Consider the following 12,352-nt stretch of genomic DNA (forward strand, 5'->3'; position numbering starts at 1 on the left):
CTTTTGCGCCGATATTGGCCGATAACGCAACGGTGGAGATCGGTGGACCCAAGAGGAGGCATCCATGCGCGGAGCCAGGCACGCCAGGTGGGCCGCGGGCGCGGCGGCGGTCGCCCTGGTGGCGACGGGTTGTGGGGGCGGGGGCGGCTCCGGCGGCAGCGACAGCGGCGCGGTGCTCAGCGCCTCCTGGGGCGACCCGCAGAACCCGCTGGAGCCGGCCAACACCAACGAGGTGCAGGGCGGCAAGGTGCTCGACATGCTCTTCCGCGGGCTGAAGCGGTACAACCCGGAGACCGGCGCGGCCGAGGACATGCTCGCCGAGAAGATCGACACCACCGACTCGCAGAACTTCACCATCACCGTCAAGGACGGCTGGACGTTCAGCAACGGCGAGAAGGTCACCGCCAAGTCCTTCGTCGACGCCTGGAACTACGGCGCCAGCCTGAAGAACAACCAGAAGAACGCCTACTTCTTCGGCTACATCGAGGGCTACGACAAGGTCCACCCGGACAGCGGCAAGCAGACCGCCACCACCCTCTCCGGGCTGAAGGTCACCGGTGACCGCACCTTCACCGTCAAGCTCACCCAGAAGTTCTCGACGTTCCCCGACACCCTCGGCTACGTCGCCTTCGCCCCGCTGCCCCAGGCGTTCTTCAGCGACCACGCCGGCTGGCTGAGCAAGCCCGTCGGCAACGGGCCGTACACCATCCAGTCCTACACCAAGGGCTCCCAGATGGAGCTGCGCACCTGGGCGGACTACCCCGGCGACGACAAGGCCGACAACGGCGGCGTCACCCTCAAGGTGTACACCGACAACAACACCGCTTACACCGACCTGCTCGCCGGCAACCTCGACCTCGTCGACGACGTGCCCGCCGCCCAGCTGAAGAACGCCAAGAACGACCTGGGCGACCGCTACCTGAACACCCCGGCCGGCATCATCCAGACCCTGGCGTTCCCGTTCTACGACCCGCAGTGGAACAAGGCGGACTCGGAGAAGGTCCGCAAGGGCCTGTCCATGGCGATCAACCGCAAGCAGATCACCGAGACGATCTTCCAGAAGACCCGCACCCCGGCCACCGACTGGACCTCACCGGTGCTCGGCAAGGACGGCGGCTTCCAGGACGGCCTGTGCGGCGACGCCTGCGACTACAACCCCTCCGAGGCCAAGAAGCTCATCCAGGAGGGCGGCGGCCTGCCCGGCGGCCAGGTCAAGATCTCGTACAACGCCGACACCGGCTCCCACCAGCAGTGGGTGGACGCCGTCTGCAACTCCATCAACAACGCGCTCGGCAACACCAAGGCGTGCGTCGGCAACCCGATCGGCACCTTCGCCGACTTCCGCAACCAGATCACCGAGCGCAAGATGAGCGGCCCGTTCCGGGCCGGCTGGCAGATGGACTACCCGCTGATCCAGAACTTCCTCCAGCCGCTCTACTACACCAACGCCTCCTCCAACGACGGCAAGTGGTCCAACAAGCAGTTCGACCAGCTCGTCAACCAGGCCAACTCCGAGACCGACACGGGCAAGGCCGTGCAGACCTTCCAGAAGGCCGAGGAGGTCGTGCGCGACAACATGGCCGCCATCCCGCTGTGGTACCAGAACGGCAGCGCCGGCTACTCGCAGCGGCTGTCCAACGTCAAGCTCAACCCGTTCTCGGTCCCCGTCTACAACGAGATCAAGGTCGGCTGATCCGCCATGGGGCGCTACGTCGTCCGGCGGCTGCTCCAGATGATCCCCGTGTTCATCGGGGCGACGCTGCTGATCTTCCTGATGGTCAACGTGATGGGCGACCCCATCGCGGGCCTGTGCGGCGAGCGCCAGTGCGACCCCGCCACCGCCGCCCAGCTCAAGAAGGAGTTCGGCCTCGACAAGCCCGTGTGGCAGCAATACCTGACCTACATGGGCAACGTCTTCACCGGCGACTTCGGCACGGCCTTCAACGGCCAGGAGGTCACCGAGCTGATGGCGACGGCGTTCCCGGTCACCATCCGGCTGACCATCGTGGCGATCCTCTTCGAGATCGTCATCGGGATCACCCTGGGCGTCATCACCGGGCTGCGCCGCGGCAGCCCGGAGGACACCGGCGTCCTGCTGCTGACCCTGGTCGTCATCTCCGTGCCCACCTTCGTCACCGGCCTGCTGCTCCAGCTGCTGCTGGGGGTGAAGTGGGGCTGGATCAAACCGTCGGTCTCGCCGGAGGCGACCTTCGGCGAGCTGATCCTGCCCGGCCTGGTCCTGGCCTCCGTCTCCCTCGCCTACGTCACCCGCCTGACCCGCACCTCGATCGCGGAGAACAAGCGGTCCGACTACGTGCGCACGGCCATCGCCAAGGGCCTGCCGCGCCACCGGGTCGTCACCCGGCACCTGCTGCGCAACTCCCTGATCCCCGTGGTCACGTTCATCGGCACCGACGTGGGCGCGCTCATGGGCGGCGCGATCGTCACCGAGCGCATCTTCAACATCCACGGCGTCGGCTACCAGCTCTACCAGGGCATCCTCCGCCAGAACACCCAGACGGTCGTCGGCTTCGTGACCGTCCTGGTGCTGGTCTTCCTGGCGGCGAACCTGGTCGTCGACCTCCTGTACGCCGTTCTCGATCCGAGGATCCGCTATGCCTGAGCAGCCGTACGAGCCGGAGGGCGCGATCGCCGGGACCGGCATGGGCGGCGCCATGGACCTGGGCGCCAGCGAGGCCGTCAGCCTGGAGAAGACCCCCGGCGGACCGGACGGCACCGGGCCGGCCGAGAAGCCGCGCTCGCTGTGGTCCGACGCCTGGCGCGACCTGCGGCGCAACCCCGTCTTCATCATCTCCGCCCTCGTCATCCTCTTCCTGGTCTTCATCTCCCTGTGGCCCGGGGCCATCACCTCCGGCAGCCCGCTGAAGTGCGACCTCGCCAAGGCCCAGCAGGGCTCCGGGCCGGGCGCGCCCTTCGGGTACAACGGCCAGGGGTGCAACGTCTACACGCGCACCGTGTACGGCGCCCGTACGTCCGTCACGGTCGGCGTGCTGGCGACGCTCGGCGTGGCGCTGCTCGGCAGCGTGCTGGGCGGGCTCGCCGGGTTCTTCAGCGGGTCCTGGGACTCGCTGCTGTCCCGGATCACCGACATCTTCTTCGCGATCCCCGTCGTCCTCGGCGGTCTGGTGCTGCTGTCGGTGGTCACCAGCAACACCGTCTGGCCGGTCATCGGGTTCATGGTGCTGCTTGGCTGGCCGCAGATCTCCCGCATCGCCCGCGGCTCGGTCATCACCGCCCAGCAGAACGACTACGTCCAGGCCGCCCGCGCCCTCGGCGCCTCCAACTCCCGGCTGCTGCTGCGGCACATCGCGCCCAACGCGGTGGCCCCCGTGATCGTCGTGGCGACCATCGCGCTCGGCACCTACATCGCGCTGGAGGCGACCCTGTCCTACCTCGGCGTCGGCCTGAAGCCGCCCAGCGTCTCCTGGGGCATCGACATCTCGGCCGCCTCGCCGTACGTCCGCAACGCCCCGCACGCCCTGCTGTGGCCCTCGGGCGCCCTGGCCGTCACCGTCCTGGCGTTCATCATGCTCGGCGACGCGGTGCGCGACGCCCTCGACCCGAAGCTGAGGTGACGGCGCCATGCTGCTCGAAGTGCGCGACCTGCACGTGGAGTTCCGCACCCGGGACGGGATCGCCAAGGCCGTCAACGGGGTCAGCTACGCCGTCGACGCGGGCGAGACCCTGGCCGTGCTCGGCGAGTCCGGCTCCGGCAAGTCGGTCACCGCGCAGGCCGTGATGGGCATCCTCGACATGCCGCCGGGGCGGATCACCGGCGGCGAGATCCTGTTCAAGGGCCGCGACCTGCTCACGCTGAAGAAGGAAGAGCGGCGCTCGGTGCGCGGCGCCGAGATGGCGATGATCTTCCAGGACGCGCTGTCCTCGCTCAACCCCGTGCTGTCCGTGGGCGACCAGCTCGGCGAGATGTTCGTCGTGCACCGGGGCATGTCCCGCAAGGACGCCCGCGCCAAGGCCGTCGAGCTGATGGACCGGGTGCGCATCCCGGCGGCCAGGGAGCGGGTCAGGCAGTACCCGCACCAGTTCTCCGGCGGCATGCGCCAGCGCATCATGATCGCGATGGCGCTGGCCCTGGAGCCCGCGCTCATCATCGCCGACGAACCGACCACCGCGCTCGACGTCACCGTCCAGGCCCAGGTCATGGACCTGCTCGCGGAGTTGCAGCGCGAGTACCGGATGGGCCTCATCCTCATCACCCACGACCTCGGCGTCGTCGCGGACGTCGCCGACCGCATCGCCGTGATGTACGCGGGCCGGATCGTGGAGTCGGCGCCGGTCCACGACATCTACAAGGCGCCGGCCCACCCCTACACCCGGGGCCTGCTCGACTCCATCCCGCGCCTGGACCAGAAGGGCCAGGAGCTGTACGCCATCAAGGGCCTGCCGCCCAACCTGATGCGCATCCCGCCGGGCTGCCCCTTCCACCCGCGCTGCCCGATGGCGCAGGACGTGTGCCGCACGGACGTGCCGCCGCTGTACGAGGTCTCCGCGACCCGGGGCAGCGCCTGCCACTTCTGGAGGGAGTGCCTGCATGCCTGAGCCGATTCTGGAGGTCGACGGGCTCGTCAAGCACTACCCGCTGACGCAGGGCGTCCTGTTCAAGAAGCAGATCGGCGCCGTGAAGGCCGTCGACGGCGTCGACTTCGCCCTCGGCCGGGGCGAGACCCTCGGCATCGTCGGCGAGTCGGGCTGCGGCAAGTCCACGGTGGCCAAGATGCTGGTCCACCTGGAGCGGCCGACGGCCGGTGTGATCCGGTACAAGGGCGAGGACGTCACCCAGCTGTCCGGCCGCGCCCTCAAGGCCGTCCGCCGCAACATCCAGATGGTCTTCCAGGACCCGTACACCTCCCTCAACCCCCGGATGACCGTGGGCGACATCATCGGGGAGCCCTACGAGATCCACCCCGAGGTGGCGCCCAAGGGCGACCGGCGCCGGCGGGTGCAGGAGCTGCTGGACGTCGTGGGGCTCAACCCCGAGTACATCAACCGCTATCCGCACCAGTTCTCCGGCGGCCAGCGCCAGCGCATCGGCATCGCCCGGGGCCTCGCCCTGCGCCCCGAGGTGATCGTCGCCGACGAGCCGGTCTCCGCGCTGGACGTCTCGGTGCAGGCGCAGGTGATCAACCTGCTGGCCGGGCTGCAGAAGGAGTTCGACCTCTCCTACGTCTTCATCGCGCACGACCTGTCGATCGTCCGGCACATCTCCGACCGGGTCGGGGTGATGTACCTCGGCCGGATCGTGGAGATCGGCACCGACGAGCAGATCTACGACCACCCCACCCACCCCTACACCCAGGCGCTGCTGTCCGCGGTGCCGGTGCCCGACCCCGAGGCCCGCGAGCACCGGGAGCGGATCATCCTCGCCGGCGACGTGCCGTCCCCGACGAACATCCCGTCCGGCTGCCGCTTCCGCACCCGCTGCTTCAAGGCGCAGCCGCGGTGCGCCGAGGAAGTGCCGCTGCTCGCGGTGCCGGAGGCGTTCCGGGGAGCGGCGGGCCCGGCGGCCCACCCCTCGGCGTGCCACTTCGCCGAGGAGAAGCAGGTGGTGCCCCCGGAGACGAACCCGGGGGGCGACCGCTTCCTGCCCCCGGCGGACGGGCCCGGACGGCCGGCGTAGGAGGTGGCCCGGGCGGACGACCCGGTGCTTAACACGCAGGCAACTCAGCCGACCCGGCACCGATATACGGACCCGTCAGGCTGGACGGCGTACGGCCGTGCGGGTGCCGTAACGGGCCGGGGGCACGCCATGTCGCCCCCGGCCCGTGCCGTGCCCGTGGTCAGCCCGCGGACAGGCCCAGCGCGCGCCTGAGGAAGTCCACCTGGAGCAGCAGCAGGTTCTCCGCGACCTGTTCCTGCGGGGTCATGTGGGTGACGCCGGACAGCGGGAGCACCTCGTGCGGGCGGCCCGCGGCGAGCAGGGCCGAGGACAGGCGCAGGGAGTGCGCGACCACCACGTTGTCGTCCGCCAGGCCGTGCACGATCATCAGCGGACGGTGCGGCTCGGCCGCGTCGGACAGCCCGTCGTCGGTCACCAGCGAACTGCGCGCGTACGCCGCCGCGTCGGTGGCCGGGTCGCCCAGGTACCGCTCGGTGTAGTGGGTGTCGTACAGCCGCCAGTCGGTCACCGGGGCGCCCGCGACGCCGGCGTGGAAGACGTCGGGGCGGCGCAGGACCGCGAGCGCGGCCAGGTAACCGCCGTACGACCAGCCGCGGATCGCCACCCGGGACAGGTCCAGCGGGTAGCGCTCGGCGAGGTCCTGCAGCGCCTCGACCTGGTCGTCCAGGGACACCGTGAAGTCGCGGTGCACCGCCTTCTCCCAGCCGGGGGAGCGGCCCGGGGTGCCCCGGCCGTCGGCGACGACCACCGCGAAGCCCTGGTCGGCGAACCACTGCGAGGTCAGGTGGGCGTTGTGGGCCGCGACGACGCGCGGGCCGTGCGGCCCGCCGTAGGGGTCGAGCAGAACCGGCAGGGAGGTGTCACCGGGGTAGTCCGTAGGCATAAGCACGGCGCACGGGATGCGGCGTGCGCCCCCCTCGGTGAGCGTGACGCGCGGAGTGAGGCCGGGATCCACCGCATGGGAGGCCACCGTGGCGGCCGGCTTGCCGTCCCGCAGCACCCGCACCCGGCTGCCGGGCCGGTCCAGCGCCGCCGACACCAGGACCGTGACCCGTCCGGAGCGCACCGCCGCGTGCACGCCCGGCTCCTGCGACACGCGCTCCCAGCCCAGCTCGTTCACGCGGTACACGTGCACCTCGCCGGTCTCGGGCCGCTCCGCGTCCGGCCCGGCCGAAGCCGTGACGAGCACGTCGTCCGCGCCCACGTCGAGCACGGCGCGCACGTGCAACTGCGCGCCGGTCAGCGGCCGTTCACCCACCGCGAGCACCCGGACGCCCCCCTCGTCGGCGATCCGCACCAGATTCCCCGAGGGACTCCAGCAGGGCACCCCCGCGAAAAGATCAAGCCAAACTGGATCTTCGTCGGCGTGCACCATCCGGGTCGCCCCGGTGTCCGCGTCCACCGCCAGGTAGAGCTGGCTGCGCTGGTCGCGGGCCTGCACGAGCAGCAGCGGGGCACCCGCCGCTGACCAGTGCACTCGCGCCAGGTACGGGTAGCGCTGCCGGTCCCAGACGACCTCCGTGCGCGCCCCGTCGAGCCCGACGACGAGCAGCCGGACGTCCGCGTTGGGGGTGCCGGCCGCCGGATAGGGGACGTGCTGTGGGTCACGTTCCGGGTGGGCCGGGTCCGCGATCCACCACCGGCGCACCGGCGTGTCGTCCACCCGTGCCACCAGCAGCCGGTCGGACCGCGGGGACCACCAGAAGCCGCGCGAACGGTCCATCTCCTCGGCCGCGACGAACTCGGCCAGGCCGTAGGAGACCGTGCCCCCACCCGCCGGGACGGGCTCCTGGTCCGGTCCGGCCAGCACGCGGTCGCCCTCGCCGTCGGCGCCCACCACGCGCAGGGCGCCCCCGGAGACGTACGCGACGTGCCGGCCGTCGGGGGAGGGGCGGGGGTCGATCACCGGTGCGGCGGCGGGCAGTTCACGGGCCGTCCCGGCCCGCAGGTCGGCGGCGAACAGTCGGCCCGACAAGGCGAAAGAGGCCAGCTCCACGGCACGGTCGGTGGCGTAGGCGACGATGCCCGCGCCCCCCTCGCGGCTGCGCTCGCGGCGCGCCCGCTCCTCGGCGGAGAGGTCCTCGGCGGCCCCGCCGAGCAGGGCGTACGGGTCGGCGGCCGGGCGCTCAGCGCCGTCCGCGGGATCCAGGACCCACAGGGCGTTCGCCCGGTCCGTGCCGGAGTGCGAGCGCAGGAACACGACACGGGAGCCGTCGGGGGCGACGGTGAACGAACGCGGCGCGCCGAGGGTGAAACGCTGGGTGCGGGCGTGCCGTCGGGGGAAGGAGTCGGACTCGGTCGTCATGCCCCGACCCTATTGGCCATGATTGGCCATGCGCCCCCTTGCGCGTCCGTGCGCCGACCGATGCGCGCGCACCCGTAGTTATGATCAATAGCGCTGCGTGGGTATGAACCTGCCGGCTGCTGTATGGATGTACAAGGTCCCTCGCTCTGTCCCCCACGTACCCGGGTTCTTGGAGGTGAGCCGCCGTGGCACTCTCGATTTCGGCGGTGGTGCTGCTGGCGATCATCGTCTTCTTGCTGGTCAAGAAGTCAGGCCTGAAGGGCGGTCACGCGGTTGTCTGCATCCTGCTCGGCTTCTACCTCGCCTCGTCGACGGTGGCGCCCACGATCAGCGACCTGACGACGAGCGTGGCGAGCATGATCGGCAGCATCAAGTTCTGACGCCGGCGCGGAGTCGCGTCGCGTCGTCCCGTCTGCCCCTGCGCGGCAGGAGTATGCCCGGCTCGTAGGGTGGTTCCATGACGGAACTGCCCGCGCGTCGTCTGCTGCTGGTGCACGCGCACCCCGACGACGAGTCGATCAACAACGGCGCGACCATGGCGCGGTACGCCGCCGAGGGTGCCCAGGTGACCCTGGTCACCTGCACCCTGGGCGAGCGCGGCGAGGTGATCCCGCCCGCGCTGCGGCACCTCACCGGCGCCGCGCTGGGGGAGCACCGGCTGGGCGAACTGACCGCCGCCCTGCGCGAACTCGGCGTCACCGACTCCGGCCTGCTCGGCGGCGCCGGACGTTACGGCGACTCCGGGATGATGGGCCTGCCCGACAACGACGACCCGGGCTGCTTCTGGCAGGCCGACGTCGACACCGCCGCCGCGTCGCTCGCCGAGGTCGTCCTGCGCACCCGCCCCCAGGTCGTCGTCACCTACGACGACCACGGCGGCTACGGCCACCCCGACCACATCCAGGCCCACCGCGTCGCCATGCGCGCCGTCGAACTGGCCGCCGGGGCGGGCTGGACCGTCCCCAAGGTCTACTGGAACCGCGTCCCGCGCTCCGTCGCCGAGGACGCGTTCGCCCGGCTGCGCGCGGACCTGCCGGGGCTGCCCTTCGACCGGGTGGCCGCCGTGGACGACCTCCCCGGTGTCGTCGACGACGACCGGATCACCACCGCGATCGACGGCACCGCGTACGCCGGGGCGAAGGCCGCCGCGATGCGCGCGCACGCCACCCAGATCGACGTGGCCCCCGACGCGCCGTACTTCGCGCTCTCCAACGAACTCGCCCAACCGCTGTTCACCACCGAGTACTACGAGCTGGTGCGCGGCGAGCGCCCCAGGGAGCGCGAGAGCGACCTCTTCGCCGGTGTCGAGGCGGTGGCCCGATGACCGGCCGGGGCTCCCTGCTCGCCCAGCCCCTGCGGCCCCCCTCCGCCGGCCGGGCGGTCGGCTACCTGGGGCTGCTGCTGCTCGGCGCGGTCACCGGCGCCGCCGGTGCGCTGGTGCAGGCCGGCTGGTCCCCCGGCGGTCTGCTGCTCGCCCTCGCGGGCGCGGCCGGCCTGTTCCTCGGCGGGGCCCGGCTGGCCCGCAGCCGTGGCGGGGCCGTCGCCCCGGCGGCCGGCTGGATGGTCGCCGTCATCCTGCTCACCACCGCGCGGCCGGAAGGGGACTTCCTGTTCGGCGCGGGCGGCGGCTCCTACCTCTTCCTGCTCGGAGGCATGGCGCTGGCTGTGATCTGTGCCACGCTCGCCCCTGTCGGGCAACCGGCCGACCAGGACGTCCGACTTGGCAAGTGACGTACCACTTCGCCACCGAGCGGGCGTGCGTATCCGGTGATGGTTTCCCCGGCGGTAGTGGGATACACGCCAGAAGTGGCCAGTATGGTGGTGCGCGCCGCCGAGCTGCCCGTGAGGTCGTGGCGGGCGGCGGAGCCAATCTGGAGAACCTGCCTTGAGTCGTGAAACTGACACTCCGTCCTCCGGGCCCAACGGGCGCGGCGGAGCCGCATACCCCTCGGGTACGCCGCCGTACGGGACCCCCGTGGTCCCCGCCGGCGGTACGGACGCGGGGCGCTCGGCGACGCAGCCGGAGGAACGCAAGACCGAGACCACGCTGACGACCCGGATCCGCATCAACATCCCCGGATCCCGGCCGATTCCGCCGGTCGTCGTGCGCAAGCCCGTCACGGGGGCGGAGCCCACGGCGGAGGACACCGGCGCCGACGCGCAGCCCGCGCCCGCCCCGGCCCCCGCCGACCAGGACCGGCCCGCCGCGCAGGCGCCGGCCGAGGGCGCGGCGGCGGGCGAGGACAAGACCAGCGACTGGTTCGCGCCCCGCAAGTCGGCCCCCGCCAAGGGCGGTCCGGGCGGTGCCGCGGCCAACGGCGCCGGGACACCGAGCGGTTCGGCCGCCGGCTCCGGCGCGGGCAGCGGCGCGGCCACCGGTGCGGCTCAGGGCACCCCCGCGGCGCCCGGCGGTCCCGGCGCGTCCGCGCGGCCCGGTGCCGCACGGCCCGGTGGCGTGGTCGGCTCCATGGGAGCACCGGGCGCGCCGCGTCCCGGCGCCACCAACGGCGCGGGTCTGCCCGGCGCCACCGGGGGCCCCGTGGCTCCCGGGCACGGCGGCGGCACCGGCTCCTTCGACGTCACCGAGGCGCTCAACGCGGCCGCGCAGAGCGGCCCCCGTCCCGGCCAGGACGGCGGCGAGGCACGCACGGACGGCCTGCCGTACTTCGCCGACGGCACCGCGCAGGGCGCCCCGCACGGCGGACAGCCGCCGCAGGGCGGCCCGTTCGTCGACGCCGCCGGGCAGGGCTCCGGCGCCCCGAACGGCGTCCAGGGCGGCCCGACCGGCCCGAACAGTCAGAACGGCCAGGGCGGCCCCCAGGGCCCGCACGGCTACGAGAACTTCAGCGACTACGGCGGCCAGGCCGGCCAGGGCGGCCAGGCGGCCCCCGGCGCCCCCTACGGCACCGGCCCGGCCGGGCCCACCACCGGCCCCATGACCGGCCCCATGAACGGCGACGCCACGGCGGCGCTGCCGGTCGTGGGCGGCCCGAACGGCACCGGCGTGCCCGGCGCCCACGGTCCGGGCCCGAACAGCGCGCCCGGCCCCGCGGGCCCCGGCCCGCACCCCGGCGCCCCGGCCGCCCCCGGCGCCCGGCTGCCCGGCGGCGGGCTGAGCGACGACACCGCGGTCCTCACCCCGCAGAAGCCGGCCGACCCCGGAGCCACCGGAAGCTTCCCGCGCCCCGACAACGTCTCCGGCCAGACCGTCACCAGCGGCATCCCGGTCGTGCCCCCGGCCGACCGCGGCGGTCCCTTCCCGCCCGGCGGGCCCGCCGACGGGCCGGTGCCGCACACCCCGTCGCAGCGCACCGCGCCGCCCGCGCAGGGCAAGCCCGCGCCCGCGGCCAAGAAGGCCAAGAAGAAGGGCCGCAGCAAGCTGGTCCTGCTCGGCGGGCTGGTCGTGCTCGCGGCGGCCGGCGCCTACGGCGCGGGCCTGCTGATGAACCACTCCGACGTGCCCAAGGGCACCACCGTGCTGGGCGTCGACATCGGCGGCGGCACCCGCGACGACGCCGTCAAGAAGCTCGACGACGCCTTCGACCAGCGGGTGAACCAGGCCCTGAAGCTGTCCGTCGACGGGCAGACGGTCACCCTCAAGCCGGACCAGGCGGGCCTCCAGTTCGACCTGCAGGCCACCGTGGACGACGCGGCCCGCAGCGACTACAACCCGGTCTCCGTGATCGGCACGCTGTTCGGCCAGAAGCGCGTGGTCGAGCCGGAGATGCCGGTCGACGAGGAGAAGCTCGACGCGGCCCTGGCGACCGCCGCGGGCGGCGCCGGCAGCGCGAGCGACGGCACGATCACGTTCGAGTCGGGCAAGGCCGTCCCCGTCTACGGCAAGGCCGGCCAGGGCATCGACACCACGCGGGCCGCCACGGCGGTCGAGGAGGCCTACCGCACCCAGGTGGAGACCGGTGCCCCCACCACCGTGCGGGTCCCGACCACCAGCAAGCAGCCGACGGTGTCCAACGCCGAGGTCGACCGCATGATGAAGGAGTTCGCCGAGCCGGCGATGTCCGCGAAGGTCACGGTCAAGAGCGGCCCGCACGAGATCGCCTTCAGCCCCGAGAAGTCCCTGTGGAAGTTCCTCCGGGTCAAGGCGGTCAACGGCAAGCTCGTCGACAGCTACGACGAGGCCGCCCTGAAGGAGCTGTACGGCAGCACCTTCGACGGCGTGCTCATCACCCGGGGCACCGGGCAGAAGACGCCCGTCACGGTCCAGGACGTGATCAGCGCCCTGCGCCCGGCGCTGAAGAGCACCACCGACCGGGTCGCGGTCATCGAGACCGACCCGAGCTGACCGGCGGTCCGTCCCCGACCACCGCATGACATCTGTCATGCGGTGGTCAGGACCGCCGACACTGCCGGGCCACCGCCCCGCCCGGCCA

Annotated in this window: 10 protein-coding genes; 9 read left to right on the plus strand and 1 reads right to left on the minus strand. The window is 72.4% G+C overall.

Annotated elements, in window-relative coordinates; translation table 11 throughout:
- Window positions 1–64 precede the first annotated feature (64 nt).
- The 5 genes from E4U91_RS22525 to E4U91_RS22545 are packed head-to-tail and all read left to right on the plus strand — an operon-like array spanning window position 65 to window position 5,656.
- The gene (locus E4U91_RS22525) at window positions 65–1,693 is read left to right on the plus strand and encodes a peptide ABC transporter substrate-binding protein (protein ID WP_137308511.1); all 1,629 of its coding nucleotides are present in this window, start codon (window positions 65–67) and stop codon (window positions 1,691–1,693) included.
- A 6-nt stretch (window positions 1,694–1,699) separates the two neighbouring features.
- Entirely contained in the window at window positions 1,700–2,623 is a 924-nt protein-coding gene (locus tag E4U91_RS22530; RefSeq protein WP_137308512.1) for an ABC transporter permease, read from the plus strand.
- The gene (locus E4U91_RS22535; protein WP_137308513.1) at window positions 2,616–3,596 is read left to right on the plus strand and encodes an ABC transporter permease; all 981 of its coding nucleotides are present in this window, start codon (window positions 2,616–2,618) and stop codon (window positions 3,594–3,596) included. The genes E4U91_RS22530 and E4U91_RS22535 overlap by 8 nt, the downstream gene beginning before the upstream one ends.
- A gap of 7 nt (window positions 3,597–3,603) precedes the next feature.
- Window positions 3,604–4,578: an ABC transporter ATP-binding protein gene (locus tag E4U91_RS22540; RefSeq protein WP_137308514.1), complete on the plus strand. Its 975-nt coding sequence runs from the start codon at window positions 3,604–3,606 to the stop codon at window positions 4,576–4,578.
- Entirely contained in the window at window positions 4,571–5,656 is a 1,086-nt protein-coding gene (locus tag E4U91_RS22545; protein WP_137308515.1) for an ABC transporter ATP-binding protein, read from the plus strand. The genes E4U91_RS22540 and E4U91_RS22545 overlap by 8 nt, the downstream gene beginning before the upstream one ends.
- 160 nt (window positions 5,657–5,816) lie before the next feature.
- On the opposite strand, the gene E4U91_RS22550 is transcribed toward E4U91_RS22545, so the two are convergent.
- Window positions 5,817–7,961 carry a S9 family peptidase gene (locus E4U91_RS22550; protein WP_137308516.1) on the minus strand — a complete coding sequence of 715 codons (2,145 nt, stop codon included), beginning with the start codon at window positions 7,959–7,961 and terminating at the stop codon, window positions 5,817–5,819.
- 185 nt (window positions 7,962–8,146) lie between these two features.
- Here E4U91_RS22550 and E4U91_RS22555 point away from each other — a divergent pair, with 185 nt between their 5' ends.
- The 4 genes from E4U91_RS22555 (at window position 8,147) to E4U91_RS22570 (ending at window position 12,264) form a co-directional block, all read left to right on the plus strand.
- Window positions 8,147–8,341 (plus strand): hypothetical protein, encoded by a 195-nt coding sequence (locus E4U91_RS22555; RefSeq protein ID WP_067236661.1) that lies wholly within the window; start codon window positions 8,147–8,149, stop codon window positions 8,339–8,341.
- A 77-nt stretch (window positions 8,342–8,418) separates the two neighbouring features.
- A complete protein-coding gene (mshB, locus tag E4U91_RS22560; RefSeq protein ID WP_137308517.1) occupies window positions 8,419–9,285 on the plus strand; it encodes an N-acetyl-1-D-myo-inositol-2-amino-2-deoxy-alpha-D-glucopyranoside deacetylase in 867 nt (288 codons plus the stop codon).
- Window positions 9,282–9,692: a DUF6113 family protein gene (locus E4U91_RS22565; RefSeq protein ID WP_137308518.1), complete on the plus strand. Its 411-nt coding sequence runs from the start codon at window positions 9,282–9,284 to the stop codon at window positions 9,690–9,692. The genes mshB and E4U91_RS22565 overlap by 4 nt, the downstream gene beginning before the upstream one ends.
- A gap of 154 nt (window positions 9,693–9,846) precedes the next feature.
- Window positions 9,847–12,264 (plus strand): TrbL/VirB6 family protein, encoded by a 2,418-nt coding sequence (locus E4U91_RS22570; RefSeq protein WP_174867847.1) that lies wholly within the window; start codon window positions 9,847–9,849, stop codon window positions 12,262–12,264.
- The last annotated feature ends 88 nt before the right edge of the window (window positions 12,265–12,352 follow it).

Origin of the sequence: Streptomyces lasalocidi (assembly GCF_005280215.1) — a bacterium.
GTDB classification, from domain to species: domain Bacteria; phylum Actinomycetota; class Actinomycetes; order Streptomycetales; family Streptomycetaceae; genus Streptomyces; species Streptomyces longwoodensis.

Coding starts and splice junctions, on each gene's coding strand:
- E4U91_RS22525 (WP_137308511.1), top strand. CDS start 65: ATGCGCGGAGCCAGGCACGCCAGGTGGGCCGCGGGCGCGGCGGCGGTC.
- E4U91_RS22530 (WP_137308512.1), top strand. CDS start 1,700: ATGGGGCGCTACGTCGTCCGGCGGCTGCTCCAGATGATCCCCGTGTTC.
- E4U91_RS22535 (WP_137308513.1), top strand. CDS start 2,616: ATGCCTGAGCAGCCGTACGAGCCGGAGGGCGCGATCGCCGGGACCGGC.
- E4U91_RS22540 (WP_137308514.1), top strand. CDS start 3,604: ATGCTGCTCGAAGTGCGCGACCTGCACGTGGAGTTCCGCACCCGGGAC.
- E4U91_RS22545 (WP_137308515.1), top strand. CDS start 4,571: ATGCCTGAGCCGATTCTGGAGGTCGACGGGCTCGTCAAGCACTACCCG.
- E4U91_RS22550 (WP_137308516.1), bottom strand. CDS start 7,961: ATGACGACCGAGTCCGACTCCTTCCCCCGACGGCACGCCCGCACCCAG.
- mshB (WP_137308517.1), top strand. CDS start 8,419: ATGACGGAACTGCCCGCGCGTCGTCTGCTGCTGGTGCACGCGCACCCC.
- E4U91_RS22565 (WP_137308518.1), top strand. CDS start 9,282: ATGACCGGCCGGGGCTCCCTGCTCGCCCAGCCCCTGCGGCCCCCCTCC.